The organism is Streptomyces sp. NPDC058470 (assembly GCF_042721055.1).
Taxonomy (GTDB): Bacteria; Actinomycetota; Actinomycetes; order Streptomycetales; family Streptomycetaceae; genus Streptomyces.
This window is the reverse complement of record NZ_JBHXMF010000015.1, coordinates 75483-102332: the sequence shown is the minus strand read 5'-3', so window position 1 is coordinate 102332 and position 26850 is coordinate 75483. Positions and strand designations below refer to the sequence as shown.

The 26850-nt window shown below is 69.5% G+C and carries 26 protein-coding genes and 3 pseudogenes; 20 read left to right on the top strand and 9 right to left on the bottom strand.

Features of this window, described 5'->3' with window-relative positions; translation table 11 throughout:
* Positions 1-199: 199 nt before the first annotated feature.
* A complete protein-coding gene (gene mshD, locus ACFWP7_RS13750; RefSeq protein ID WP_384380902.1) occupies positions 200-1126 on the bottom strand; it encodes a mycothiol synthase in 927 nt (308 codons plus the stop codon).
* 347 nt (positions 1127-1473) lie between these two features.
* On the opposite strand from mshD, the gene ACFWP7_RS13745 reads away from it, so the two are divergent.
* Together ACFWP7_RS13745 and ACFWP7_RS13740 are read left to right on the top strand one after the other, a co-directional pair.
* Complete coding sequence (locus ACFWP7_RS13745; RefSeq protein WP_384380899.1) at positions 1474-3276, top strand: bifunctional metallophosphatase/5'-nucleotidase; 1803 nt, start codon at positions 1474-1476, stop codon at positions 3274-3276.
* A 530-nt stretch (positions 3277-3806) separates the two neighbouring features.
* The gene (locus ACFWP7_RS13740) at positions 3807-5813 is read left to right on the top strand and encodes an ABC transporter ATP-binding protein (RefSeq protein ID WP_384380896.1); all 2007 of its coding nucleotides are present in this window, start codon (positions 3807-3809) and stop codon (positions 5811-5813) included.
* 50 nt (positions 5814-5863) lie between these two features.
* Here the strand turns inward: ACFWP7_RS13740 and ACFWP7_RS13735 are convergent.
* Positions 5864-6493, bottom strand: a pseudogene (locus tag ACFWP7_RS13735) (response regulator transcription factor); the annotation flags it as partial.
* Positions 6494-6755: 262 nt separating this feature from the next.
* Here ACFWP7_RS13735 and ACFWP7_RS13730 point away from each other — a divergent pair.
* A pseudogene (locus ACFWP7_RS13730) lies at positions 6756-7286 on the top strand (FAD-dependent oxidoreductase); the annotation flags it as partial.
* Positions 7287-7295: 9 nt separating this feature from the next.
* Here the strand turns inward: ACFWP7_RS13730 and ACFWP7_RS13725 are convergent.
* The 6 genes from ACFWP7_RS13725 to ACFWP7_RS13700 form a co-directional block, all read right to left on the bottom strand.
* Positions 7296-8762 (bottom strand): sensor histidine kinase, encoded by a 1467-nt coding sequence (locus tag ACFWP7_RS13725; protein ID WP_384380893.1) that lies wholly within the window; start codon positions 8760-8762, stop codon positions 7296-7298.
* Positions 8759-9490: a response regulator transcription factor gene (locus ACFWP7_RS13720; RefSeq protein WP_384380890.1), complete on the bottom strand. Its 732-nt coding sequence runs from the start codon at positions 9488-9490 to the stop codon at positions 8759-8761. Before ACFWP7_RS13720 ends, ACFWP7_RS13725 begins: the two co-directional genes overlap by 4 nt.
* A 107-nt stretch (positions 9491-9597) precedes the next feature.
* Positions 9598-9822 (bottom strand): hypothetical protein, encoded by a 225-nt coding sequence (locus ACFWP7_RS13715; protein ID WP_384380887.1) that lies wholly within the window; start codon positions 9820-9822, stop codon positions 9598-9600.
* 39 nt (positions 9823-9861) lie between these two features.
* The gene (locus ACFWP7_RS13710) at positions 9862-11082 is read right to left on the bottom strand and encodes a S1C family serine protease (RefSeq protein ID WP_384380884.1); all 1221 of its coding nucleotides are present in this window, start codon (positions 11080-11082) and stop codon (positions 9862-9864) included.
* Positions 11083-11636: 554 nt separating this feature from the next.
* On the bottom strand, positions 11637-12659 hold the full coding sequence (locus tag ACFWP7_RS13705; RefSeq protein WP_384380881.1) for a LacI family DNA-binding transcriptional regulator: 1023 nt from the start codon (positions 12657-12659) through the stop codon (positions 11637-11639).
* A 23-nt stretch (positions 12660-12682) separates the two neighbouring features.
* Complete coding sequence (locus ACFWP7_RS13700; protein WP_384380878.1) at positions 12683-13501, bottom strand: response regulator transcription factor; 819 nt, start codon at positions 13499-13501, stop codon at positions 12683-12685.
* A 255-nt stretch (positions 13502-13756) separates the two neighbouring features.
* Between ACFWP7_RS13700 and ACFWP7_RS13695 the strand changes: the two genes are divergently transcribed.
* The 9 genes from ACFWP7_RS13695 (at position 13757) to ACFWP7_RS13655 (ending at position 20692) form a co-directional block, all read left to right on the top strand.
* A complete protein-coding gene (locus tag ACFWP7_RS13695) occupies positions 13757-14620 on the top strand; it encodes an alpha/beta hydrolase family protein (protein WP_384380875.1) in 864 nt (287 codons plus the stop codon).
* A 51-nt stretch (positions 14621-14671) separates the two neighbouring features.
* Positions 14672-14926, top strand: a complete 255-nt coding sequence (locus tag ACFWP7_RS13690) for a MoaD/ThiS family protein (RefSeq protein WP_384380872.1) — start codon at positions 14672-14674, stop codon at positions 14924-14926.
* Between the two features lie 8 nt (positions 14927-14934).
* Positions 14935-16131 (top strand): hypothetical protein, encoded by a 1197-nt coding sequence (locus ACFWP7_RS13685; RefSeq protein WP_384380869.1) that lies wholly within the window; start codon positions 14935-14937, stop codon positions 16129-16131.
* Between the two features lie 46 nt (positions 16132-16177).
* Positions 16178-17104, top strand: coding sequence for a maleylpyruvate isomerase family mycothiol-dependent enzyme (locus tag ACFWP7_RS13680; protein ID WP_384380866.1), 927 nt, complete (start codon positions 16178-16180; stop codon positions 17102-17104).
* Between the two features lie 384 nt (positions 17105-17488).
* Complete coding sequence (locus ACFWP7_RS13675; RefSeq protein ID WP_384380863.1) at positions 17489-18232, top strand: DUF2993 domain-containing protein; 744 nt, start codon at positions 17489-17491, stop codon at positions 18230-18232.
* 483 nt (positions 18233-18715) lie between these two features.
* Positions 18716-19555 (top strand): sulfurtransferase, encoded by an 840-nt coding sequence (locus tag ACFWP7_RS13670; RefSeq protein ID WP_384380860.1) that lies wholly within the window; start codon positions 18716-18718, stop codon positions 19553-19555.
* Between the two features lie 45 nt (positions 19556-19600).
* On the top strand, positions 19601-19888 hold the full coding sequence (locus ACFWP7_RS13665; protein ID WP_054232391.1) for a DUF1416 domain-containing protein: 288 nt from the start codon (positions 19601-19603) through the stop codon (positions 19886-19888).
* Between the two features lie 77 nt (positions 19889-19965).
* The gene (locus tag ACFWP7_RS13660) at positions 19966-20229 is read left to right on the top strand and encodes a DUF3099 domain-containing protein (RefSeq protein ID WP_384380856.1); all 264 of its coding nucleotides are present in this window, start codon (positions 19966-19968) and stop codon (positions 20227-20229) included.
* Positions 20230-20308: 79 nt separating this feature from the next.
* On the top strand, positions 20309-20692 hold the full coding sequence (locus ACFWP7_RS13655; protein ID WP_384380852.1) for a VOC family protein: 384 nt from the start codon (positions 20309-20311) through the stop codon (positions 20690-20692).
* On the opposite strand, the gene ACFWP7_RS13650 is transcribed toward ACFWP7_RS13655, so the two are convergent.
* Entirely contained in the window at positions 20686-21048 is a 363-nt protein-coding gene (locus ACFWP7_RS13650) for a DsrE family protein (RefSeq protein WP_384380849.1), read from the bottom strand. The genes ACFWP7_RS13655 and ACFWP7_RS13650 overlap by 7 nt on opposite strands.
* A 174-nt stretch (positions 21049-21222) precedes the next feature.
* Between ACFWP7_RS13650 and ACFWP7_RS13645 the strand changes: the two genes are divergently transcribed.
* From ACFWP7_RS13645 to ACFWP7_RS13610, 8 genes and pseudogenes are all read left to right on the top strand, one after another.
* A complete protein-coding gene (locus ACFWP7_RS13645) occupies positions 21223-21981 on the top strand; it encodes a hypothetical protein (RefSeq protein ID WP_384380846.1) in 759 nt (252 codons plus the stop codon).
* Between the two features lie 98 nt (positions 21982-22079).
* The gene (locus ACFWP7_RS13640; protein ID WP_384380843.1) at positions 22080-22883 is read left to right on the top strand and encodes a hypothetical protein; all 804 of its coding nucleotides are present in this window, start codon (positions 22080-22082) and stop codon (positions 22881-22883) included.
* On the top strand, positions 22880-23830 hold the full coding sequence (locus ACFWP7_RS13635; protein WP_384380840.1) for a hypothetical protein: 951 nt from the start codon (positions 22880-22882) through the stop codon (positions 23828-23830). Before ACFWP7_RS13640 ends, ACFWP7_RS13635 begins: the two co-directional genes overlap by 4 nt.
* A gap of 222 nt (positions 23831-24052) precedes the next feature.
* Positions 24053-24628, top strand: coding sequence for an FABP family protein (locus ACFWP7_RS13630; RefSeq protein ID WP_384380837.1), 576 nt, complete (start codon positions 24053-24055; stop codon positions 24626-24628).
* 85 nt (positions 24629-24713) lie between these two features.
* Positions 24714-25073, top strand: a complete 360-nt coding sequence (locus ACFWP7_RS13625; protein ID WP_384380834.1) for a response regulator transcription factor — start codon at positions 24714-24716, stop codon at positions 25071-25073.
* Positions 25074-25094: 21 nt separating this feature from the next.
* Complete coding sequence (locus ACFWP7_RS13620) at positions 25095-25523, top strand: Fur family transcriptional regulator (RefSeq protein ID WP_384380831.1); 429 nt, start codon at positions 25095-25097, stop codon at positions 25521-25523.
* Positions 25524-25881: 358 nt separating this feature from the next.
* Positions 25882-26478, top strand: a pseudogene (locus ACFWP7_RS13615) (RNA-guided endonuclease TnpB family protein); the annotation flags it as partial.
* Positions 26459-26746: a zinc ribbon domain-containing protein gene (locus ACFWP7_RS13610; protein ID WP_384380828.1), complete on the top strand. Its 288-nt coding sequence runs from the start codon at positions 26459-26461 to the stop codon at positions 26744-26746. The pseudogene ACFWP7_RS13615 and the gene ACFWP7_RS13610, both read left to right, overlap by 20 nt.
* The last annotated feature ends 104 nt before the right edge of the window (positions 26747-26850 follow it).

The window sequence follows — 26850 nt, the reverse complement described above, 5'->3', positions numbered from 1 at the left end:
GTTCCTGGGGCTCCGCCCCAGACCTCGCTCCTCAAACGCCGGAGGGGCTGGAATTCTTCAGTCCGTCCGGCGTTTGAGGACGAGGCCGTCCAGGCCGAAAGCGGGGGCCTGGGGGCGGTAGCCCCCAGAAACGGGACGGGAAGGGGCGGAGGGGGCGAAAAAGGCCCCGCCCTTGCCCCGGCTCGGGGTCCGTCGACGGTCAGGATTCGCTGCGGTACATCAGGTCCGTCTCGTGGGTGTGGAAGCCGAGCCGCTCGTAGACCGTGACCGCCGGCTTGTTGTCGGCGTCGACGTACAGCATCGCGGTGGGCAGACCCTGCCCGGCGAGGTGGCGGAGCCCGATCGTCGTGAGCGCCCTGCCCAGGCCGCCGCCCTGGGCGCCGGGGCGCACACCGACGACGTAGACCTCGCCGATCTGCTCTTCCGCGTGCACCTTCGTCCAGTGAAAGCCGATCAGTTCGCCGTCGCGGAAGGCGAGGAAGAAGCCGGACGGGTCGAACCACGGCTCGGCCATCCGGTCGTCCAGGTCGCGTTGGGTGAGGGAGCCCTGCTCGGGGTGGTGGGCGAAGGCCTCCGCGTTCACCGCGAGCCAGCCGGCGTCGTCCCGGCCCGGCACGAAGGCGCGGACGTGCACGCCGTCCGGGAGCTTCGGCTCGGGCAGCTCCGGGCCGGTCAACGGGCGCCGCATCTGGCGCAGTTCGCGGAAGAGGGTGAGTCCGAGGACCTGGGCGAGATGCCGGGCGGCGGAGTGCCCGCCGTGTGCCCACACCCGCAGCCGCTTCCCGGACTCGGCGAGCAGGGCGGCGCCCAGCGCCCGGCCGTGCCCGCGCCCGCGGTGCGCCGGGTGGACAACCAGTTCGGCGGCCGGGGCCTCCACCGGGTCGGTGTCCTCCAGCTGCGCATACCCGACCAGTTCGTCCCCGAGGGTCAACAGCAGATGCCGTACGCCCGGACGGGCCCCGCCCTTCAGCTGTAGACGCCCCTGCTCGGACACCGCCTGCTGACCGTCGGTCCCGGCGGCCTCCGTGAGCAGCCTGAGCACGTCCTCGGCCTGGGCCGGGGAGAGCGCCGAGTAGGTCTCGATGGCGCGGGAGAGGCCGGACTGTGCGGTGTCGTCGCTGGTCATGGATATGAGGGTACGGCGAGCCGCCCGGATGGATCGAGAGGCAGCGGCAAATGGATCGAGCGGCAACAGCCCAAGGACCGAGCGGCAACTGCCAGAAGGACCGAGAGGCAACAGACCAAGGACCGAGGGGCCAACAGCCAGAAGGACCGAGCGGCAACAGCCCAAGGACCGAGCGGCAACTGCCAAAGGATCGAGAGGCAAAGGCAACCTGTCTGTAACCACTAAACCCCTGTTGCGCTACGCGCGTTGATTCTAAAGTGCGTGCAAAACCACAGCCGTCCCACAGTGCTCGTGGCCCTCGCGGCTCGCAGGCGCTCTCGGCTCCCACACTTCCCTGGGGGGAACCCATGCCGCCGACTCCCCGGCACAGACGTACGTATCGCATACTCGCGGGCGCCGCGGCCCTGGCCACCGTCGGTGCCCTGGCCGCCGCCCTGCCCGCGAGCGCCGGCCCGGCCCTGGAGAAGTCCGCCGCCCACAAGCCCGGCAGCGGCCGCTACCAGGACGTACAACTGCTCTCCTTCAACGACCTGCACGGCAACCTGGAGCCGCCGTCGGGCTCTTCCGGCCGGGTGACCGAGGTGCAGGAGGACGGCACCACGAAGACCATCGACGCGGGCGGCGTCGAGTATCTCGCCACCCATCTGCGCGAGGCTCGCGAGGGCAACAAGTACTCCATCACGGCCGCCGCCGGTGACATGGTCGGCGCCTCCCCGCTGATCTCGGGGCTCTTTCACGACGAGCCGACCATCGACGCGCTGAACGGCCTCGACCTGGACGTCACCTCCGTCGGCAACCACGAGTTCGACGAGGGCGCCCAGGAGCTGGCCCGCCTCCAGAACGGCGGCTGCCACCCGACGGACGGCTGTTACGACGACAGCGAGGAGTTCGACGGCGCCAACTTCCCCTACCTGGCGGCGAATGTCACCAAGGAGAAGACCGGCAAGCCGCTCCTCAAGCCCTACTGGGTGTGGAAGCAGAACGGCGTCAAGGTCGGCTTCATCGGCGTGACCCTCGAAGGCACCCCGAACATCGTCTCCGCCGAGGGCGTCAAGGGCCTGAAGTTCGGCGACGAGGTCGCCACGATCAACAAGTACGCCAAGGAGCTCCAGAAGCAGGGCGTGCAGTCGATCGTCGCGCTGATCCACGAGGGCGGCGCGCCCGCCTCGACGTCGTACAACTACGACTGCGACAGCCCCGGCGCCGGTGACGGCATCTCCGGGCCGATCGTCGACATCGCCAAGAACGTCACCCCGGCCGTCGACGCGCTGGTCACCGGCCACACCCACCAGGCCTACGCCTGCACGATCAACGACCCCGCGGGCAAGCCCCGCACGGTCACCTCGGCCTCGTCCTTCGGCCGTCTCTACACGGACACCACGCTGACGTACGACCGCTGGACCGGCGACATCGCCCGTACGGCGGTGAAGTCCGCGAACCACGTGGTCACCCGTGACGTGGCGAAGGCCACCGACATGACCGCCCTGATCGACCGGTGGAAGGCGCTCTCCGCCCCGATCGCCTCCCGCCCCATCGGCTACATCGCGGGCGAGATCCCCAGCACCGGCACCGAGTCCCCGCTCGGCGACCTGATCGCCGACGCACAGCTCGCGCACGCCAAGTCCCTCGACCCGGGAGCCGACATCGCGGTGATGAACCCGGGCGGCATCCGCGCCGGGCTCACCTACCCGGCGAGCGGCAGTGAGGGCGACGGGGTGGTGACCTTCGGCGAGGCGTACACGGTCCAGCCGTTCGCCAACACCGTCAACCTGGTCGATCTCACCGGCGCCCAGGTGATCACGGCCCTCCAGCAGCAGGTCAGCGGTCTGAACGAGGCCGCGCCGAAGATCCTGCAGATTTCGGCGGGCCTGACGTACACGCTGGACCTGACGAAGTCGGGCGCGGCGCGCGTGGTGGTGGACTCCGTCAAGCTGAACGGCGCGGCCATCGACCAGGCCGCCACCTACCGCGTCGCGATGAACTCCTTCCTCGCGGGCGGCGGCGACGGCTTCGCCGAGCTCGGCAAGGGCGGAGACGTCCTCGTCGGCAGCGACGACCTCGCCGCGTTCGAGGCGTATCTGACGGCCAACTCGTCGGCCATGGCGCCGTATCCGGTGCCGGCGGCGAACCGGATCACGATCGTGAAGTAGGAATGAAGTAGGAATGAAGAAGGAATGACGTAGAACAGCGAATAGCCGAGTGGGGCCGGTACGCCTGTGCGTACCGGCCCCATTGCTTTACCCTGATGTGCGCTCCGATAAATTCCATGTGAGGCCTGTAATAAACTCTGTGTGAGTTGTTGGTTGGTTCCAAAGCCGAGCTAAGAATTGTTTTCAGATGCAATTCACGGAGGTCTAAGGCGAATTGGTGATTTGCGGGTTTTCTGTCCCGTAGTGTTCTTCTTGTCGAAAGCGAACGAGGCTTCCGGCAGAAGGAATTCACCACACGACATCGCAGCGGAAGAGGAGAACACCATGAGCTTCCACAAGATCACCCCGGTCAAGAAGACCAGCAAGGCTGCCCCCAAGCCCGAGTCGAAGAAGAAGACGGCGAAGAAGGCTCCGAAGCGTCCGGTGGGTCACCAGGACCGCTAGCAGCCGCAACGAGGCGGGGTCACCGGAATGGGTCCGGTGGCCCCGCCTCGGCCATGTTCCGGAAAGGAAAGGGGAGTTGAGCCGACATGCGGGAAGTCCGGGAGGCATTCGCGCGGTTCTGGCCGCTGACGCGCCGCGACCGTAAATGGCTGGCGCTGATCATTTGCTGCGTGATCGTGGCCGCGCTGGCCGAGACGGCCTCGATCCTGATCTTCGCGGATCTCACCGACCATGCGCTGAAGTTCGGCAGGCTCGCCAAGTTCTGGGGACCGGCCGCCACCTGGCTCGGCGTCGCCGTTCTCGGCGCGGTCGTCGGCTACCTCGGCAACTCGCTCGCCGTGTGGACCGCCGAGAGGTTCGTGCTGCGACTGCGCGCGAACGTCTTCCGGCACGTCCAGGACATGCCCCCCGACTTCTTCCAGAAGCACCGCCAGGGCGACCTGGTCGAACGCCTCACCGGCGACGTCGAGGCCATCGAGCAGATGGTGGTGTCCGGCGTCGTCGGCACCGTCTCCGCCGCCTTCTCGGCCGTCTTCTACGCCGCCGCCGCGCTCTGGCTCCGCTGGGACCTCGCCCTCGTCACCTTCCTCCTCGCCCCGCTCTTCCTCGTCGCGGCCCGCCGCTTCGCCGGCCGCATCAAGACGTCCTCCCAGGAGGAGCGCGCCGCCGACGGCGCGATCACCTCCGTCGTCGAGGAGTCCCTCGGCAACGTCGTGCTGACCCAGGCGTACAACCGCCGCGGCGCCGAGGAGAAGCGGCTCGACCGTGAGGCACGCGCCTGGATGCGGGCGTCCGTGCGCGGGGCGCGCGCCAGTGAGATGTACGAGCAGTTCGTCGAGGTCGTCGAGACGCTGTGCGTGCTCGCGGTGATCGGCATGGGCGTCTGGGAGATCGCCCAACGGCGCATGACGCTCGGCCAGTTGCTCGCCTTCGCCGCGTTCCTCGGCTACCTGTATCCGCCGATCCGCAGCCTCGGCCAGCTCGGCCTGACGCTCACCGCCGCGACGGCGGGCGCCGACCGGCTGGCGGAGATCCTGGACACCGAGCCGGCCGTCACCGACCCCGCCGACCCGGTCAGGGCCTGGCCGGTACGCGGCTGGGTCAGCCTGCACAACATCTCCTTCCGCTACCCGGGCGCCGCCCGCGACTCCCTGCACGACGTGACCCTCACCGCCGCACCCGGCGAACTCGTCATCGTCACCGGCCCCAGCGGCGCCGGAAAGTCGACCCTCTCCAAACTCCTCACGCGCTTCTACGACCCCTCCGCGGGCGTGATCTGCCTGGACGGGGTCCCGCTGACCGCCGTACCCCTGGATTTCCTGCGCGAGAACGTCGCGCTGCTGCCCCAGGAGACCCTCATCCTGAACGGCACGATCCGCGAGAACATCGGGTGCGGACGCCCCGGAGCTTCCCCGGCCGACATCGAGCGGGCCGCGGCCGACGCCTTCGCGCACGAGTTCATCAGCGCGCTTCCCGACGGGTACGACACGGAGATCGCACCCGGCACCGCCACCCTCTCCGGCGGCCAGCTCCAGCGCGTCGCCATCGCCCGCGCCATGCTGCGCGGCGCCCCGGTCCTCGTCCTCGACGAGCCCACCACCGGACTCGACTCGGTCGCCGCGCGCCGGGTGGTGCAGCCACTGCGACGCCTGATGGCGGGCCGTACGACCATCATGATCACGCACGACCTGAGCCTCGCCCCCGACGCGGACCGCATTCTCGTCGTGGACGGCGGGCGGCTGGTGGAGGCGGGCACCCACCAGGAGCTGATGGAGCGGGGCGGGGCGTACGCGCGACTGGCCACGCCGAATCTCGGGCAGTCGGCGGTGGAGTCGGCGGTGGCCTCGGGTGCTTCGGTGACGGGATTGGTGGCCTCGGGTGCCTCGGCGCCGGCGCTGGGGGCGTCGGTGACGGTGCCGGGTGACTCGACCCTGGTGCTGGGCCGCTCGGCGCTGGGACTCGGCGGCTATCTGATCCCGAGCGTGCCGCGTGTTCCGCGCCCCCCGCGGGTTCCGAGCGTGCCGGGCCTCTCCGCAGCACCCCGGATGCCTGCCGCGCCGGGCGACGACACCTCAGGGGCTCGCAGCGTGTAGCCCAGCCCCCGCACGGTGTGGAGGAGCCGGGGTCCGCCAGCGCTCTCCATCTTCCGGCGCAGATACATCACGTACACGTCCAGCCTGTTGGACGCCGGCTCGAAGTCGAAGTCCCAGACCGCCTTGAGGATCTTGGCGCGGCTGAGGACCTTGCCCGGGTGCCGGAGCAGGTACTCCAGCAGGCCGAACTCCGTCTTGGTGAGGTCGAGCGGCCGGCCGTCGCGGGTCACCGTGCGGGCCCGCAGGTTCATGGTGAGGTCCGCGAAGGCGAGCCGCTCGCCGGGACGCGGCGCGGCCGGCTTCCGCTGAGGGCTGCGGCGCAGCAACGCCCTTACGCGCGCGAGGAGTTCCTCGGCCGCGAAGGGCTTGGTGAGGTAGTCGTCGGCTCCGTTGTCGAGGGCGACGATGCGGTCGCCGACGGCGCTCCGGCCGGTGATCATCAGGATCGGCACCGTGGACCCGGAGGCCCTGATCCGCCGTGTCGCGGCCAGCCCGTCGAGACCCGGCATGGTGACGTCCATCAACACCAGGTCGGGCAGGCTGTCCTCCGCGGCGACCAGTTCGAGCGCCTCCCTGCCGTCCCCGGCGAGGACGGTCTCGTACCCCTCGAACCTGAGCAGTCTGCCGAGCCCCTCTCGTACGTCCGCGTCGTCATCGGCCAGCAGGATCTTCCGCGCCATCCGCCCAACGTGTAGCGGAGGCCTGTGGGAGAGCTTGGAGAGGGGTGTGGGGAGGCTGGGGGTCATCTTCCCCCTACCGGTGTCGGGCGGCCGCCGGTGTCCGGTCGCCGCGGCACGCTTGGGTGTCGGTCGTCTGTCGGTGGCTTGTTGACGGGGACTGGCACCTTTCCGGAGACGGCCGCCGGAGATCACCGGGCGGACCCGATCCCGAAGGAGCCACCATGCACACGCCTGTCACGATCATCGGCGTCGGACTCGGCGGATGGTCGCGCCCTCGCCGGGCAAGGAGATCTTCGCCCACCGGGAGAGCGGTGACACCTTGCACGCCTACGTGGCACTGTCCCGGCCGCAGGACTGGTTTGCCGCCATCGATTTCACCGATGCCTCCGCCGCCGCTGCGCGGATTGCGCGCGAGTTCGACGGCTGGGCGCCGGAGCTCACCGCGCTGATCACGGACGCCGATGTCCCGCCCGTTCTGCGCCCTCACCACGCTCTGCCGGCCGGGCACCGGTGGGACCGGGTGCCGGGGGTGACCCTGCTCGGTGACGCCGCCCACCTCGCAGCCCCGAACGGCGAAGGCGCCAACCTGGCCGTGCTCGACGGCGCCGAACTCGGCAAGGCCCTCGCCGCCTGCCCTGACGACATGGAGACCGCGCTCACCTAGTACGAACAAGCCATGTTCGCCCGCAGTGCCGAGGCCGTCACTTTCGAGGGCGCGGAGGTTCACGGGATCGACTCCGAGAACAACACAGCCCGGGCCGTGCTCGACATGATCACCGAGCAGAGGCCATGAGCCACTCGGTCACGACAGCTCGGGCGGCGGCATGGACGCTCCCGGCAGCCGTACCGTCGCCACCGTGCCGCCGCCCGCCGCGGGCGTCAGTGAGACCTCGCCGCCCGACTGCTGCACCGTACGCGCGACGATCGAGAGGCCGAGGCCCGAGCCCGGCAGCGCTCGTGCGCTCGGGGAGCGCCAGAAACGGTCGAAGACGTGCGGGAGTTCCTCGGAGGGGATACCCGGGCCGTGGTCCCGGACGGTCAGTTGGCCGTCCAGGAGGGTGACGTCGATCGTGCCGCCCTCGGGGCTGAACTTCACCGCGTTGTCGAGGATGTTCACGATCGCCCGCTCCAGGCCCGACGGTTCCGCCCGTACGTACCAGGGCTGGACGTCCGCCCTGATCGTCAGCTCAGGTCCACGCAGCCGCGCCCTGCGCAGCGCCGCGTCCACCGTCTCCTGCAGCGCGACCACCTGAAGCCGGTCCGCCTGATGCCCCGCGTCAGAACGCGACAGCGTCTGCAAGTCCCCGATCAGCGAGGCCAGTTCGGTCATCTGCGCCGTGACCGACGAGAGCAGCGCCTTGCGGTCCGCCGGGGGAATGGCCCGGCCCGTCTCCTCGCTGCGGGCGAGGAGTTCGATGTTGGTACGGAGGGAGGTGAGGGGGGTGCGGAGTTCGTGACCGGCGTCGGCGATGAGCTGTTGCTGTAGCTCGCGGGAGTTCGCGAGCGACGCGGTCATCGAGTTGAAGGAGCGGGAGAGGCGGGCGATCTCGTCCGCGCTGTCTTCCTCGACCGGGATGCGGATCGAGAGGTCTTCCGTGCGGGCGACGTGTTCCACCGCCTCGGTGAGCTTGTCGACGGGTCGCAGACCCGCGCGGGCGACCGCGAGGCCGGCGGCACCGGCGCCGAGGACCCCCACACCGCTGACCAGGAGGAGTACGAGGGCCAGTTCGTTGAGGGTGGCCTGGGTGCTCTTGAGGGGGACGGCGATGAGCAGTGCGGCGCCGGGGTACAGCTGCCCCTGCCGGACGCCGGGCTGGATGACGGTCAAGGGGACGGTCAGGACGCGTACGGCATTACCGTCGGTGTCGGTGCCGTTGCGAATGATGCCGTCGCCGCTGGTGGTCGCGTTCTTGATGACATCCGTATCGTGGCCGGTCACCTTGACCGTGCCTTCGGAGGTCGCCGACACGCAGGGCGTTCCGTCGTCCTGGACCAGTTGCAGGTAGAAGGTCTTCTTGACGTCGAAGGTGTTGGTGTTCTGCGGCGGAGTCTGGGTGCAGTTCTGAAGCGCACCCTGGACCTGGCTGATCAGCTGGGGCTGAGCTGCCGCTCGCAGATTGTCGTCAACCTGGCCGTAAAGCTTCCCCTGCACGATGAACCAACAGGTGACCGAAACCGCCGCCACCCCAAAAGCCACCGCCGCGGCGACCAGCATCGACAGCCGAGCCCGAAGAGGAAGGGACCGGATCCGGCGTACCACCGATTTCACTCCGCGCCGCCCGACCGCAGGACGTATCCCACACCCCGCACCGTGTGCACGAGGCGCGGCTCGCCGCCCGCCTCGGTCTTGCGGCGGAGGTACATGACGTACACGTCGAGGGAGTTGGAGGACGGCTCGAAGTCGAAGCCCCAGACGGACTTGAGGATCTGCTCGCGGGTGAGGACCTGGCGCGGGTGGGCGAGGAACATCTCCAGGAGAGTGAACTCCGTGCGGGTCAGTTCCACGGCACGCCCCGCGCGGGTGACCTCGCGGGTCGCGAGATCCATACGCAGGTCGCCGAAGGTGAGGGCGTCGTCGTCGGGAACCCCGACCGCGGCGGCGGCGTACGAGCTGCGCCGCAGCAACGCCCGGACGCGGGCGAAGAGTTCGTCGAGCTCGAACGGCTTGACGAGGTAGTCGTCGGCGCCGGCGTCGAGCCCGGTGACGCGGTCGCCGACGGTGTCGCGCGCGGTCAGCATGAGGATGGGGGTGGTGGTGCCCGCTCCGCGCATCCGGCGGGCGGCCGTCAGACCGTCCATCCTCGGCATCTGGATGTCGAGGACGACCAGGTCGGGCTGGTAGGCGGTCGCCTTTTCGAGGGCGTCCGCCCCGTCGACCGCGACCTGGGTGTCGTAGCCCTCGAAGGCGAGGCTGCGCTGGAGTGCTTCGCGCACAGCCGGCTCGTCGTCGACGATCAGGATGCGCTGGGGTTCACGGTCGCCTTCGGCGGGGCTCATGGGCTCGGGTTCCTCAGGTGCGGTGGGACGGGGCCGGTCGCTTTCAGCCTCGCACGTTTCCGGGCTGCGTCGTAGGGCCGAAAAGGATCAGCCCTGCTTACGAGGGATCAGCCTCGTACGACGGTACGGCGGTGGGCGGGAGTCCGGCGGGACCGCGGGGCGGCAGCCGTGGAGACCTCAGGAGCCCGGTTCACCGGAGCGTGCAGCTCGCGGGCGACCGCGAGGGCCAGGCCGAGACCGGCCGGGTCGTCGCCCGCGACGCAGTGCGAAACCTGCTTGATCGAGAGCTGCTTGGCTGAAGCCTGCGTGGTCTGCTTGATCTGCGTGGTCATGTCGAACTCCTTGCTCACTTACGGCCCCGGAGGGGCGTATCAGCTGTCCGAGCCGCCGGCGCGGAGGGTTGCCAGGTCGGACTTGACGGTGTTGATCGGGATGGCGAAGCCGAGGCCGACGCTGCCCGCGCTCGACGAGCTGGTGGCGTCCGCGGCGGAGTACATCGCGGAGTTGATGCCGATGATGTTGCCGTTCATGTCGATGAGGGCGCCGCCGGAGTTGCCCGGGTTGAGGGAGGCGTCCGTCTGGAGCGCCTTGTAGGTCGTCGTGGACGAACCTGTGTCGCCGTTGAACTGCTGGCCGCCGAACTCGAACGGCCACTGGCCGCTGCCGCCGCCGCCCTGCGGCTGGCCCTGGCTCTCGTCCGTGGAGACGGTGACGTCCCGGTTCAGGGCGGAGACGATGCCGCTGGTGACGGTGCCGGTCAGGCCCTCGGGGGAGCCGATCGCGACGACCTCGTCGCCGACCTGGACGCCGTCGGAGTCGCCGAGTGTTGCGATCGTCAGACCGGAGGGCGCGTCGTCCAGCTTGATCAGCGCCAGGTCCTTCGCGCTGTCGGTGCCGACGACGCTCGCGGTGTACGACTTGCCGGTGCTCAACTGCACCTTGATCGTGGAGGCGCCCGAGACGACGTGATTGTTGGTGATGATCTCGCCGCCGGTCGTGATGATCACGCCGGAGCCGGTGGCCTCACCGGCGCTGGAGGAGGCGGTGATCTCGACGATGCTCGGGCTGACCGCCTTGGCGACACCGGCGACGGTGCCCTTGTCGGCGGTCGGCACCACGCTCGTGCTGGTGCTGCTCGACACGGTGTCGTTGCCGGTCAGTTCCTGGATGCCGTACGCGGTGCCGCCCCCGATGGCCGCGGCGACTATCGCGACGGCGGCGAGGAGGGCCAGCGGACCCTTGGCGCGCTTCTTCGAAGTGTGGTGGGTGGTCGGCGCGGGCTCGGCCGTGAGGACGGCGGTGCTCGCCGCGGCCGGCTCGGGGTAGCCGCCGAAGGCGCCCCCGCCCTGGCCGCCGTCGCCGTTCCCGCCGCTGCCACCCTGACCGGAGCCCGGCCATACGGTGGTGCCCGGCTCCACGGTGACGGGCTGTGCCGGCTGGTGCGCCGGCGGGGGCGGCCACTCGGGGTTCACGGGGGAGGAAGCATGCTGCTGCTGGGGGTACGCGGGCTGTTGGCTGCCCTGCACATACCCGGACTCGTCGCCCTGCTGGGGGTGCTCGTACTCGCCGCTGCGGCGGAAGCTCTCGGTCATGTAAAAGAGACTGGCGCCCCATCATGAGAGCTCCCTGAGCACCTGCTGAGAAGCCCGGCAGAAGCTCGTATGCCCGATATAAAGGCGCAGGGGGCCCGGAAAATCAGGGATCCAGGCAGGCGCGCCCTCAGGTGCGCGGGGACCTGCGCGCCCAGCCACAGCGCACCCGCGGTCAAAAACGGCCGCCCCGGCGGGAGCTGTCGGCGGTCAAAGGTCGGCTGCCGCGGTGGAGCGGCTCGCGGTCCAAAAACGGCCGCCCCGGCGGGAGCTGTCGGCGGTCAAGGATCGGCTGCCGCGGCGTAGCGGCTCGCGGTCAAAGATCGGCCGGCCCGGCGGGAGCTGTCGGCGGTCAAAGGTCGGCTGCCGCGGCGGAGCGGCTCGCGGTCCAAAAACGGCCGCCCCGGCGGGAGCTGCTGGCGGTCAAAGATCGACCGGCCCGGCGGGAGCTGCCGGCGGTCAAGGATCGACTGCCGCGGCGGAGCTACTCGCGGTCAAAGATCGACCGGCCCAGCGGGGGAGCTGCCGGCGGTCAAGGATCGACCGGCCCGGCGGAGCTACTCGCAGCCGCAGGACCGCCGTACCACCAACCGCGACGGGAACAACTTGACCCGCTCGCCCCGCGACCCCGCGACCCGCAGACCCTCGTCGAGTACGAGATCGACCGCCGCGCGGGCCATCGCCGTACGGTCGGTCGCGATCGTCGTCATCGGCGGATCCGTCAGCGCCGCTTCCTTGACGTCGTCGAAGCCGACCACCGCCAGCTCGCCCGGCACGTCGATGCGCAGCTCGCGCGCGGCCCGCAGCACGCCGATCGCCTGGTCGTCGGTGGAGCAGAAGATGGCGGGCGGGCGGTCCGGTCCGGCGAGGAGCTGGAGGCCGACCTGGTAGGCGTCGTAGCGGTTGTAGGGCGCCTCGAAGAGCCGGCCCTCCGTGGAGATCCCGGCGTCCTGCATGGCACGCCGCCAGCCCTCGACGTGGTCGGAGACCGGGTCGCCGACCGTCGGGGTCTCCGCGATACCGCCGAGACAGGCGACGTAGTCGTAGCCGTGCTCCAGCAGATGGCGGGTGGCGAGCTGGGCGCCGCCGATGTCGTCCGTGACGACCGCGACGTCGTCGATGGCCTCGGGCCGCTCGTGCAGCAGCACCACACGGGCGTCCCAGGCATCGATCTCGGCGGCAGCGTTGTCATTGAGGGCGTGGCTCACGAGGATCAGCCCGGAGACCCGCATGCCGAGGAAGGCGCGCAGGTAGTGGACCTCGCGCTCCGCGACGTAGTCGGAGTTGCCGACAAGGACCATTTTTCCGCGCTCGGCAGCGGCCTGTTCGACCGCGTGCGCCATCTCCCCGAAGAAGGGCTGGCGTGCGTCCGGCACGATCAGGCCTATGAGCTCGGTTTTCCGCGAGGCCATGGCCTGGGCGACCCGGTCGGGCCGGTACCCCAGCTCCTTGATCGCGGCGAGAACGCGCTCGCGCGTGGCCGGGGCAACCGGCCTCGGTCCGTTGTTGATGACATAGCTGACCACGGCGGTGGAAGTACCCGCCAGCCGCGCCACATCATCCCGAGTTACCTTGGCCACGCGCGGAGTCTACGCGGATGGACCTACCCCTGGGCAGGCCGTACGGCCACTTCCTGTGCCGGAGCTGTGGTCTCCCCGGCGTCGACGGCGTCGAGGTGCGCCGTCTCGTCCGCATCCTCCGGCTTTGGCTGGGCCGCCTTGGCCTTCGCCTCGTCCGTGGTGCGCTCCACCTTCTCCGGTGTAACGAATCGATAACCGACGTTCCGGACGGTCCCGATCAGCGACTCGTGCTCGATGCCGAGCTTCGCGCGCAGCCGTCGTACGTGGACGTCGACCGTCCGCGTACCGCCGAAGTAGTCGTAGCCCCAGACCTCCTGGAGCAGCTGGGCGCGCGTGAAGACACGGCCCGGGTGCTGCGCCAGGTACTTGAGGAGCTCGAACTCCTTGAAGGTCAGGTCGAGGACCCGGCCCTTGAGCTTCGCGCTGTACGTCGCCTCGTCCACGGAGAGATCGCCGTTGCGGATCTCCATCGGGGAGTCGTCGTTGACGATCTGCTGTCGGCCCATGGCCAGTCGCAGCCGGGCTTCGACCTCCGCCGGACCGGCGGTGTCGAGCAGCACGTCGTCGATGCCCCAGTCGGCGGTGACGGCCGCGAGGCCGCCCTCCGTCACGACGAGGATCAGTGGACAGCCCGGTCCCGTCGAGCGCAACAGCTGGCAAAGGCTGCGCACTTGGGGGAGATCCCGGCGTCCGTCGATCAGGATGACGTCGGCACCGGGGGTGTCGACGAGGGCGGGGCCTTCCGCCGGGGCCACTCGCACGTTGTGCAGGAGAAGGCCGAGAGCGGGAAGCACCTCCGTCGACGGCTGAAGGGCATTGGTCAGGAGCAGAAGAGAACTCATCGCGCCCCACCTGCCTGGGTCGTCGTCACAAGGTCATGCACGGTTCGCTTGCCCATAACGTCGGTTCCTCCTCGGTCCCTGCGAGGACGTTTGCGGCACTGCTTGTCACTCGCGTCTCCCGCGCCCCTGGGAGCCGCTATGCGCTCGTGGCCTTCGTACACCTGCGGTTTCCCGCTTCGTATACAACGGTTAAGAATGCACAAAAGGACTCGGGGGCTACTCTGCCCGAGTCCTCTGCCCGTCAGAATAGCCCACATGAGCTCAGGTCCGGCAGGTCAAGTCACGGGATCTTTCCTTCGTCCATCCCTTGAGACGACCCCGCGCACTCCTTTGCGGAAGTTACTGCGGACGGTCGACGGGATCACGATTGATGCGGCGTACGACCCTGGAACGCGGCCATCCGGTGACCTGGCGATCGTCGTCGCGCACGGTTTCACGGGCGATCTGGACCGCCCGCACGTGCGCCGCGCGGCACACGCGCTGTCCCGGAACGCGGCGGTCGTCACCTTCTCATTCCGGGGTCACGGCAGATCCGGCGGCCGCTCCACCGTCGGCGACCGCGAGGTCCACGATCTGGCCGCCGTGGTCGCTTGGGTGCGCGAGCTCGGACATAAGCGGGTCGCGACCGTCGGCTTCTCGATGGGCGGCTCCGTGGTACTGCGGCACGCGGCGCTGTACGGGGCGGCGGCGCAGGAGCAGGGGCAGGGGCACGGGGGGCGTGCGGAAGCGCGTACGGACGCGGTGGTTTCGGTGAGCGCACCGGCCCGCTGGTACTACCGGGGTACGGCCCCCATGCGGCGCGTGCACTGGCTGGTGACCCAGCCGGTCGGCCGCGCCGTCACCCGCTGCTATCTGCATACCCGGATCCACGGCCGCGGCTGGAACCCGGTCCCGGCCTCCCCGGTCGAATCGGTCCCCCTGATCGCACCCACACCCCTACTGATCGTCCACGGGGACAACGACGGTTACTTCCCCGTCGATCACCCCCGGATGCTGGCCGCGGCGGCCGACGGGCACGCCGAACTCTGGCTGGAGCGTGGCATGGGTCACGCGGAACACGCGGCCGATGACGAGCTCCTGGCCCGTATCGGGGAATGGGCCGCCACCCACGCGGGCTAGCCTGATCGTGTTCACAGCGACCGATGACCGACGACCGACCGAGGAAACGTGATGGCAAAGGGCACGGTGCGTTACTGGGCCGCGGCCAAGTCCGCCGCCGGCCTCGCCGAGGAGCCGTACGAGGCCGAGACGCTCGCCGAGGCACTCGACGCGGCCCGCGAGCGACACCCCGGCGAACTCGTCCGCGTGCTGCGGCGATGCTCGTTCCTCATCGACGGTGACCCCGTGGGCACCCGCGGGCATGAGACGGTACGGCTGGCCGAGGGCGGCACGGTCGAGGTGCTCCCGCCGTTCGCAGGAGGGTGACCGAGACGATGAGCAACCAGCCCTACGATCCGCAGTACGAGCCCCCGTACGAGGGCTACGACCCCCACCAGCAGCCCCCGCAGCCCGCGCCGCAGCCCGACTGGCAGCAGCACACCCAGCAGTGGGAGGGGCAGACCTGGGAGACCCAGACCCACGCCCCCGTGGTGTCCGCGCCGGACACCGCGTACCTGCCGCCGCAGGGATACCAGCAGGCGTACGGCACGCCGCAGGGCGACCAGGGACCGTACGGCGTCCCGCAGGGCCAGGGTTACGGGGAGTCGCCGGCGTACGGGTACGGCGCCGCCACACCGGCAGCCCAGCCTCTCCCGCCGGAGGCCGCGGCGGGATGGGCCCGTGAACCGCAGCCCCGACCGCAGCCCGAGGAGTACGCCCCCGCCGCCCACGACGGCCCCGGCTACGGCCCTCCGACCATCACGGGCAACCCCCGCGTCACCGACGCCCAGCGCGCCCGCGCCGAGGGCCGCTCGCCCATCATCGAACCCGGGATCCAGCCCGCCGGGCTCACCGCGCTGCTCGGGCTGCTGCTCTCCGGTACGGCGGCGATGGGGGAGTACGCCCTCTTCGTGCCCCTCGTAGTGCTGCAGGCCGTCACCGCGGCCGGATGGTTCCGGCTGAACGGGATGTGGCCCGCCCGGCAAGGCATCGCGCTGGCGTTCGCGGGCGCGCTGACCGCCGACGTGGCGTTGCTCGCCGCGGGCCGGGAGAACGCGCCCGCCGCGATCCTCGGCACCCTCGGGGTGTGGGTGCTGCTGACCCTCGTGCTCCAGCTGCGCAGTCACGCCGACGCGGACACGCGGATGTCGGGGCTGATGGCGACCGTCGTCTCGGCGGCGCTGGCGATCATCGCGGCCGGGTATCTCGCGGCCGAGCCGGACGCCGTGTCCGTGGGCGCCGTCGCGGTCGCCGTGGCGGTTGTCGCCCGCGCGCTGCCGCTGCCCACGGCGGCCTCCGTGGTGGTGGCGCTGCTGGCCGCCACCGGCTCCGGAATCGCGGTCGGCGGGATGACGGATGTCGGCACGCAGGGCGCCTTCATCGGCCTCGGCGCGGGCGTCTGCGCGCTGGTCGGCCACCGGGTCGCCAGCTACGACTACCCGTCCCGCTTCGTCCACTTCACCGCGGGCGTGGCCCTTCCGCTGGCCGCCGCGGCCCCGGCCGTCTATCTGCTGGGGCGCGCCTTCGCCTGAACCACCTGACAGCCCGGCGCCCCTCCCGAGTCCCGAGAGGACACCCATGCACGAGGAACCGTTCACGGCAGCGGGCGACGACCTCTTCAGAGCAGCGGATGAGGAACCGTCCACGGCAGTGGGTGAGGAACCCTTCACGGCAGTGGGCGAGGAACCCTTCACCGCAGTGGGTGAGGGGCTGGGCTTCGAGCGGTACTGCGCCGAGATCGTTACGCAGACCGGACTCCTCGCTGCCGTCCTCCCCGGCGCGGACCTCGCCGCCGCGGCGCCGACCTGCCCCGGCTGGACCGTCAACCAGCTGGTGCGCCACCTGGGCGGCGGCCAGCGCTGGGCCGAGGAGATCGTCCGCACCCGGGCCGCGCAGCCGCCGCCCGACCTCGACTTCCGTGATCTCTCCCCGTACGCCGGGGAGGACCCGGTGATGCTCGCCGACTGGCTCACCGAGGGCGCCGAGCAGTTCGCGGCGACGCTCCGGGCCGCCGGTCCCGACGCGGACGGGTGGACGCCGCTCCCCAGAGGCCCGCGGGCCCCCTCCTTCTTCGCGCGCCGCATGGCCCATGAGACCGCCCTCCACCGGGCCGACGCGGTCCTGGCGCTCAAGGGCGTCTACACGCTCGCCTCGGAGGTGGCGGCCGACGGCCTCGACGAGTGGATGGAACTGGGCTCGCTGCCCGAGATGCTCGACTTCCACCCGCGACAGCGGGAGCTTCTCGGCCCCGGCCGCACCCTGCGCTTCGAGGCCACCGATGCACGACGGCCGGCCGACGGCGAGGCATCCTGGCTGGTGGATCTGACCGGCGACGTGCTCGCCTGGCGCCGGTCGGCCGAGCCTGCCGCGGTGACGATCCGGGGTCCGCTGCTCGAACTCCTGCTGGCCGTCTACCGCCGCCGCTCCGTGGCCGACGGCGGCCTGGACGTCGAGGGCGACACGGGGCTGCTCGACTTCTGGCTGGATCGGGTGGCGTTCGGCTGAGTTCAGGGCCCTGAGTCCTGAGTCCTGGGTTCTGAGCCCCGAGGCTGGGCTCTGAGCTGGGCTCTGAGCCCGGAGCCTGAGCCCGGAGCCTGAGCCCGGAGCCTGAGCCCGGAGCCTGAGCCCTGGGCTTCTGAGCCCGGAGCCTGAGCCCCGAGCCTGGGCTCTGCGTCCCGAGTCCTGGGCCGTGGCCGCTGCTCGCCATCTCTGTGCGTCGGCTGTGAGACCTGGCCGCCGCCCGTTCGTCACAGTTGATCGACAACCGTTCGAAAGGGCCCCCAATCCGGTGGTCCTTCGGAGTTAGGCTCGGCGTTCGGCGGCCACTCGGCCGTTTCGGGGATCGTCACGGATCGTCGGCACCGGGCCGAGGTTGGGGAAACAGCGAGCATGCGTGCACTGCGAATAATCCTGGTCGTCGCCGTCATCCTGGGCGGTCTGTTCGTCATCGCGGACCGGGTGGCGGTCGGATTCGCGGAGGACGAGGCGGCGGGCCGGATCAAGACCACCGAGGGCCTGGCCAGCACCCCCGACGTGTCCATCGAGGGCTTCCCCTTCCTCACCCAGGCCCTTGGCGGCAAGCTCGACGACGTGAAGATCGGCATCAAGGACTACGAGGCGTCCACGAGCGGCGCGAACGACACGGCCGGCACCATCCGCATCGACGACCTCAACGCCGAGATGCACGGCGTCATCTTCAGCGGCAGCTACAGCACCGCCACCGCCAACACCGCCACCGGCACCGCGACCATCTCGTACGCGGAGCTGCTCAAGGCCGCCGGGTCCGAGACCACGGACGTCACGGCGGGCGTCACCGCCCAGGTCGTCGGCCTCTCCGACGGCGGCAACGGCAAGATCAAGGTTTCCGTCGAGGCGACCGTCTTCGGCACCAAGCTGCCCCAGCCGGTCTCCGTGCTCAGCTCGGTGAGCGTCGAGGGCGACACGGTGAAGGTGCACGCCGACTCCCTGCCGAACCTGGGCGTCGACCTCGCCGAGGACACGGTCCGCTCGGTCACCGACTTCGAGCAGAAGATCGACGACCTGCCCGGCGGTATCCAGCTCGACAAGGTCGAGGCGGCCAAGGGCGGCGTCGACATCTCGGTGAAGGGTTCGGACGTCAGGCTGGTCGGGTAAGAGGGGTCCCGGGCCGGACGCTCCCGGGGCAGGCCTACGGTCCGAAGAGCGAGACGCCCCCGTCCGTCCTGCAGATGGGTGACGGGTGCAGAATGCGCACGGGTGCCCGGAAACCGTACGAACATTGCCCTGGCGATCCATCCTTCCCACATCGCGGACGATCGCGTCTCAGTATTCGACACGCCGGTGACATCCCCGGCCGTCCGTCCCTACGATCGTGGACATGCAGTGCAATTTGAGCGTCCTCCGGTCGAGAGGACAGGCGGATTTCACGAAGCGGCGGGCAGTGGACCTGTGCCGCGTCGCCGCCATGCTCTGTCGCACTTTCTGAGCGGAAGCGTCGTTACTTCCGCGAGCCGGGCCTCTTGACCTCTCGTGTCAGGGCCACCCCTGCGCCGCCCAGCCGCCATCGGCATGACCGCGCACCCCTCTCCTGAACGCCAACGCCCCGCCCCGCCGCAACTGCCCCGGAGGAGAACGAGCATGAGCCGCAGCGACGTCCTGGTAGACGCCGACTGGGTCCAGGAACACCTGGATGACCCCAGCGTGGCCATCGTCGAGGTCGACGAGGACACGTCAGCGTACGAGAAGAACCACATCAAGAACGCCATCCGGATCGACTGGACGAAGGACCTCCAGGACCCGGTCCGCCGTGACTTCATCGACCAGGAGGGCTTCGAGAAGCTCCTGTCGGCGAAGGGCATCGGCAACGACACCCTCGTCGTGCTCTACGGCGGCAACAACAACTGGTTCGCGTCGTACGCCTACTGGTACTTCAAGCTGTACGGCCACGAGAACGTGAAGCTTCTCGACGGCGGCCGCAAGAAGTGGGAGCTCGACTCCCGCGACCTGGTCGTCGAGGTGCCCGAGCGCGCCGCGACCGACTACAAGGCCAAGGCCCAGAACACCGCGATCCGCGCCTTCCGCGACGACGTCGTGGCGGCCATCGGCTCGCAGAACCTGGTCGACGTGCGGTCGCCCGACGAGTTCAGCGGCAAGCTGCTCGCGCCGGCCCACCTGCCGCAGGAGCAGTCGCAGCGTCCGGGCCACGTCCCGTCCGCGCGCAACATCCCGTGGTCGAAGAACGCCAACGACGACGGCACCTTCAGGTCGGACGACGAGCTCAAGGAGCTCTACGCCGAGGAGCAGGTGGACCTCGCCAAGGACACGATCGCGTACTGCCGCATCGGTGAGCGTTCCGCGCTCACCTGGTTCGTGCTGCACGAGCTCCTCGGCGTCGAGAACGTCAAGAACTACGACGGTTCCTGGACCGAGTACGGCTCCCTCGTCGGTGTGCCGATCGAACTCGGCGCCAACAAGTAATTCGGCAAGAACGGCAAGTCAAGGCCTGAAGGACGGAAACGAAATATGTGTGGAGCGAAGGCCGGCGGTCCCGACGCCTCGACGATCAAGCCCGGTGAGACCACGATCCAGGGCCAGGTGACCCGCGACGGCGAGCCCGTCACCGGTTACGTACGCCTGCTGGACTCGACGGGTGAGTTCACCGCGGAGGTCCCGACCTCCGCGACGGGCCAGTTCCGCTTCTATGCGGCGGAGGGCACCTGGACCGTACGGGCCCTGGTCCCCGGAGGCACCGCGGACCGCACGGTCGTCGCCCAGACGGGCGGCCTCGCCGAGGTCGCCATCGCCGTCTGACACCGGCGGCAACTGAAGGGCCGTACTCCGGGCGCCGGGGTACGGCCCTTCGCCGTGCCCGGGCCTACCCTGGACGTATGTACGCACGACGGCGGCGCGTCTACTTCGCCATGATGGGGACGTGCATCGGGCTCTTCGTCCTGGCCTGGGGAGTCGTACGTCTGTGGTCGGTCCCGGTGGCGGTCGGCATGTGCGTGGTGGCCATGGTCATCCCGCCGGTCGCCGCGATGGCCGCCAACCGGCGCGGCCCGGACGACCGGTGGTGGGACGACCCCTCGGGCGACCCCAAGTCCGACGACTGGTGGGACGAGCTGGACGGGAAGAAACGGCGGCGGCCGTGAGGGCGGGGCCTGTCCATCCGGCCATCCGGCCTCGACTATCGGTCATCTGCTGTCTGTCATCTGTCATACGGGGGTACGTGTGAGCGTGAGGCTGTCGACCGTCGCCTTCGAGGCACCCGACGCGCATGCGCTCGCCGGGTTCTACCTGCGGCTCCTGGGCTATGTGGTCCGCGCGGAGGAGCCCGACTGGATGCTGATCGGCCCACCGGAGGGCGGTACCGCGCTCGCGTTCGAGACCTCGCGCGGCTACGTCCCGCCGGTCTGGCCCGCAGGCCCCGGCGACCAGCGCATGATGCTCCACCTCGACATCGAGGTGGACGATCTGGCCGCGGAGACGGCGCGGGCCCTCGCCGAGGGCGCCAGGCTCGCCGACCACCAGCCGCAGGAGGACGTACGCGTCCTCCTCGACCCGGCGGGGCACCCGTTCTGCCTCTGGGTGCGGGAGCAGCCCGCGCCTCAGTAGACGAGCGCCTGCGTCTCCTCCGCCATCGCCTCCTGCACGAACACCTGCGCGCCCGCGATCCGTACGCCGTCGATGACGTCCTTCTCTGAGATGTCCCGCCGGGCCGCGCACTGTGTGCACAGGGTGATGCGGCCGGCCGCCAGGATCGAGTCGATCAGATCGGGCAGCGGCGCCGCATGCGGCAGCTCGAACTCGGCGGCGCGGCCCGGCAGCGCGAACCACGCGGACTCGCCGGTCAGCCACAGGGACACCTCGACACCACTGGCCACGGCCACCGCCGCGACCGTGAACGCCTGCGAGCACCGCTCGGGGGCGTCGGCCCCCGCCGTCACCTTGATCACGAGCTTCTTCGCCATGCCCGAATGGTAGTCGGGTGGTACTCCGAATCGTGATCAACTCCCGTGCAACCCAAGGTATGGACCATCAGTCTCCTGTGAGCGCGGATATGGAATCCGTGCTTCGCCTTCGTGGGGGACGTTGTGGAAGTACCCGAAGTACCCGAAGAACCGGGGGTGTCCGAGGTGCCTGGAGTGCCCGAGACACCCGAGACGACCGAGATATCCGAGATATCCGAGACATCAGAAGTCGTGCCCGTCCCCGGGCGGCGCCGACGCGGTCGTACGACCCTGTTGATCGCCACTGCCGCTGTGCTCGGCCTCGTCGCCGGTACCTGCGCGGGTTTCCTGGTCCAGGCCGACCGCGAGCCCACCAAGCTGCCGTCGCTCTCGCAGCCGGTGCTGGCGCAGGCCAAGGGCGAGGGGCCCGAGCCTCTGTCGGCCGCGCAGGACCGGAAGGTGAAGTCCGACGGCGACCTGCGCAAGCTGCTGCTCACGAAGCCGAAGGGGGCGAAGGACGCGGAATCCGGTGACGACGGCTGGTTGACCATGGCCGACTACGCGGACCAGCTGCTGAGGTCGGGCGAGATGTTCAGCGACCTCGCCGGTGCCGAGTTCCGGCGTGCGGTCGCCACCGGCTGGGACGTGGGCAGCACGTACAGCGTCGAGATCCGGCTCGTGCAGTACCGCCAGGAGCAGAGCCTCGCCGCGGCGGACAGAACCGGCTTCTGGAACGTGGACGGCGCCAGTGAGTGGCCCGTCCCCGGCACGGGCGACGGGATGGCCTACGTCACCAACAAGCCCAAGATCGACCCCGGCTATCTGCCGTTGTACAGCGCGGAGGCGCACGCCTGGCGCGGTGACATCGCCATGGAGATCTGGATCTACGACAGCAAGCCGATCCCCAAGGCGAAGATCATGGACCTGGCCGAGCGGCAGATGGAGCGGCTGTGAACGAGCAACCGACAACTGTGGAGCCGGTGGACTCCGTAGAGCCCTTGGAGCCCCTGGAGCCTGCGGGATCCGATGTGGGATCTGATGCGGGATCCGATGTGGGATCTGACGCGGAAGCCGCTGCTGAATCCGCGCCCGCGAAGAAGCCCGTACGCCGTGGCCGCATCGCCGCCATCGCCGGTTCCGTTCTTCTGGCCGGTGCCGTCGTCGGCGGTGCCGGCTACACCGTCGTGACCGTCCAGGACGCCGACCGTGATGCGGGCGCGCCCACCTGGAAGTTCCCGAAGGCCGCGAAGGACGACGCCAGGGCGGCGAAGGCCGCCTCCGGGCTCGCCGCCATGCTCGTGCCGTACGACGACGTCAGCTGGAGTCGAGGCCCGGATATCGCCGAGTTCGGCGCGGACGTCTCCCTCAGCGGAGGCCAGGCCACCGCCCTGCGCAAGGAGTCGCTCCGCGACCTGCCCCGTTCTCAGCGGCGGGAGCTGGAGAAGCAGATCGACAAAGAGCCCACCAAGGGCATGGTGATGCGCAGCTATCTGAACGCGGAGAGCGCGACCGACTCCGTGCTCGCCGGCGACAGTGCCTACACCGTGAGCATCGTGCTGGCCCAGATGGAGGACCAGGCGACGGTCCGGGACATGTCGACGTTCCAGAACGAGTTTCTCGACGCCCTCGACATCTTCCGCAAGGGACCCGAGATCGAGGGCCACAAGAACGCCCAGTGCTTCCTTCCGCCCAAGGAGGCCGACGACGAGCTCGACATGATGGTCTGCTCCGCCTACGAGGGTGACGTGCTGGTCAGCGCCACCGCGTACGGGGTCAAGCCACTGGACACCAAGGGGGTTGCGGTGCTGCTGCGTACACAGCTCGACCGCATCACGGAGCCGGGGGAGGCGGTATGACCACCGAGCAGGAGCAGAGTGAACAGGCCGGGCGGAGCGAGCAGGTCGAGCCGCCGACATCGGTAGAGCCGCCGACGCCGGTCGAGGATCAGCCGCCGGTTGAGGATCAGCCGCCGGTCGAGGCGCAGGCTTCCCTGCCGCCGATGCCCGAGGCGCCCCCCGTCACCCCGCCCCCCGTGAAGAAGGACCGCCGAGTCCTTCGTGCCGTCCTGCGCTGGACCGCCGCCGTCGTGGTCTTCGCGGCCGTCGGTACGTCGGCGGCGTACGGCATCACGCGGATGGAGCGGGCCGACGTACCGGGGCTGGCGACCGAGCCGGACGGGCGCTGGGAGTACCCGACGATCAGCAAGCCGCCGCTGCCCACCGGCAGCCCGGGGCCGTTCGCCGAGGTGAACACGGCCGGTGCGCACTACGCCGACCTGCGAAAGCTCGTACTCCCGGCTCCGAAGGGCGCGAAGGCCGACGCGGCGCTGCGCGGCGAGGACGGCTGGCTGGCGACGAAGACCTTCCTGGCGGAGTACGCCACGGAGTACGACCGGGAGACCGTCGGGCAGCTGCTGACCGACTACGGGCTGCGGCACATCGCGGCGGGCGGCTGGACCACGCCGGACGGTACGCACACGCGGATCTACCTGCTGCAGTTCGGCACCGCGGCCGTCGCCGACGACTTGGTTTCCAGCGAGTTGGTCAGCTACGACACCCCGATTCACGCGGCGCGTGGCACCGAGGCGGTCACCACGTACACGGAGTTCTCCGAAGACGCCACGGTCGAGGACGTCACGCGGTACTCGTACGTGGAGACCAAGCCCTACGGCCCCGAGCAGGTCCGGCAGGCGTACCTCTCGGCTGCGGACACCATCGCCGTGGTCCTGCAGTCCCGCAAGGGCACCGCGAAGGCCCTGCCGTTCGAGCAGACGGTGGTTCTGCAGAGCCAGCTGCTCGACTGAGCCGCCAGGGTGCACCTCGCAGAGAACGCCGGGCCCCACCCGACTAGAGTGGGGCCCGGCCCTGTACCGCCTTCACCGTGTCACCCGAGGAGCACCCCGTGCTTGAGGCATTCTTCGAAGCCCTGCTCGCCCTTGTCTGCGTCGGCGTCCTCGCCTTCGCCGGGCTGACCGCGAAGAAGCTGTACCAGGGCCAGCGCTGACCACCACGAAGAAAAGCTGCTCATGATCGAGATCCCGTCCGACCTGCACAAGGACCTGCTCCCACTTGCCTTCCTGCTCGGCAACTGGGCAGGCGCGGGTGTCCACGACTTCCCCGGCTCCGAGAAGTGCAACTTCGGGCAGGAGGTCACCTTCACCCATGACGGGCGTGACTTCCTGGAGTACCACTCGCACACCTGGGTGCTCGACGCCGACGGGAACAAGGTCAGGCCCCTTGAGTCCGAGTTCGGCTTCTGGCGGATCGACCCCAGCCGCAAGGTCGAGGCCGTCATGACCCGCGACGACGGTGTCGTCGAGATCTGGTACGGCGACCTGGCCGCCAAGCAGCCGCAGATCGACCTGGTCACGGATGCCGTGGCGCGCACGGCCGCGGCGGGTCCGTACACCGGTGGCAAGCGGCTGTACGGGTACGTGAAGAGCGACCTCATGTGGGTCGGCGAGAAGCAGACCCCCGAGGTCGAGCTGCGCCCCTACATGTCCGCGCACCTGAAGAAGGTCGTCACCCCGGAGGACGTCGAGCGCTGGGCCAAGGCCCTCCCGGACGACATGCCGGACGACGGCATCGCCTTCTTCAAGTAGGCCTCCGAGGCTGCCGACCGGCGGTCTTAAGCATCACAAAGACGAACTTCACGCTGTTCTGATCCGGGTCGGTCACTCTGCTGGTGTGACCGGCCCCACAGCTGTTTCCCGCAGTACCCACGGCGCTCACAGCGCCCCCAGTGCCCCCAGCTCCAAGGTGCTCGTCGTCGACGACGAGTACGGCGTCCGCGAGCAGCTCACGGAAACGTTCCGCCTGGCCGGCTTCGACGTCACCGCCGTCGCCAGTGGTGTCGCCGCGCTGAACACCGCGTACGCCGAGCCGCCCGACCTCGTCGTCCTCGACGTCCGCCTGCCGGACTTCGACAGCCTGGAGGTCGCCCGCATCCTGCGCGACGACGGCCACGACGTCCCGGTGGTCTTCCTTCCCAAGCCCTTCGTCCTCGAGAACATCGTCACGCGCGTGCGGCAGATCCTGACGCCCTAGACCCGGCCTACACTGGGCGGCGTGGTGAGCACCGACTGGAAGAGCGATCTGCGGCAGCGCGGTTACCGGCTGACTCCGCAGCGGCAACTTGTGCTCGAAGCGGTGGACGCGCTGGAGCACGCCACCCCGGACGACATCCTGGTCGAAGTACGCAGAACGGCCTCGGGTGTGAACATCTCGACGGTCTACCGGACGCTGGAGCTCCTCGAGGAGCTCGGCCTGGTCAGCCACGCGCACCTCGGGCACGGCGCGCCGACGTACCACCTGGCCGACCGCCACCACCACATCCACCTGGTGTGCCGGGAGTGCAAGAACGTCATCGAGGCCGACACCAAGATCGCCGCCGAGTTCACCGCGAAGCTCCGCGAGACCTTCGGCTTCGAGACGGACATGAAGCACTTCGCGATCTTCGGTCTCTGCAAGGACTGCTCGCTCAAGAATTCAACTTGATTCTTTCGAAGAATCCCGGCGGCTGCGTCGCGGCAGCCTCGTTTGGTAAGGGCGCGGCGCGCATCGGCGTCGGGCCCGGCGGAGCCGAGCACAAGCTGGCCATGCCGGAGGCGTGAGAATACGCGCATGTGTACCCGCCGTCGCTGATTCGGTGAAGCCTCTCAGGTTGAGAGTGTGGGCTGATCGTCGGACGGTAGGTTCGGGTGCTGTGAAGCTGGTGGTGAGGGTGAAGCCGCTGCCAACGCCCGAGTAGGCGTTGGCACTTGAGGCGACCTTGCACGCCTGCGACGAGGCGGCCAGTTGGCTGTCCGGCCAGGCGTACGGCCATCAGGTGACCTCCCGCGCCCGGCTGCAGGTGATGGCCCACACGGCATTGAAGGCGCGGGGCCTGTCCGCGCAGCCCGCGCTGCATGTGCTGCGCAAGGTCGCCGACGCCTACAGCACGCTGAAGGCGAACCTGAAGGCCGGAAATCTTGGTAAGCCCGGCTCGAAGCGGTACACCAAGGCGACCGGTAAGCCGATCTCCTTCCGTAAGGACGCGGCCCAGCCGTATGACGACCGCTGCCTGTCCTGGCGGACTGCCGACCGGACCGTGTCGCTCTGGACTGTGACCGGCCGGATGAAGAACCTCTCCTTCACCGGCCAGGACGATCAGCTCGCTGTCCTGGCGGCGCACCGCAAGGGCGAGTCGGACCTGCTGTGCCGAGGCGGTCAGTGGTACCTGACCGCTACGTGCGAGATTGACGAGGCGGAGCTGAACGCCCACCCGGCGTCCTTCCTCGATGTGGACCCGGGGATCGTGAACATCGCCTCCACCTCCACCGGCAAGCGTCACTCCGGACGGCATCTCAACCGGCGCCGGGAGACGGACCGGAAGCTGCGCTCCAAGCTGCAGAAGAAGGGCACGAAGTCGGCCGGGCGGCGGGCGAAGAGGCATGCGGGGAAGGAAGCCCGCCGGGCCCGGGACATTAACCACAAGATCAGCAAGAGCATCGTGGCGGAGGCTGAACGCACCGCCCAAGGGATCGCCCTGGAAGACTTGGGCGGGATCCGCTCACGTCGACAAACGCAACCGGCCATCCCAGGCCGTCTTCACCTGCAGGTCCTGCGGTTTCGTTGAGCACGCCGACCTGAACGCGCCCCACAACATTGCCGATCGCGGCTGGATGGCGTGGGTCCGCGGGGCCGAGTCACAGGCCCCTGCCCTCACCCTCATCGCGTGAGAGCTGGACGCAGCCGGGCCTCATCACCACCAGTGATGACCTGAGCAGCAAGCCCGGGGACCTCAGTCCCGGGCAGGTGACTTACCACGTCGTAGGCTAGGCAT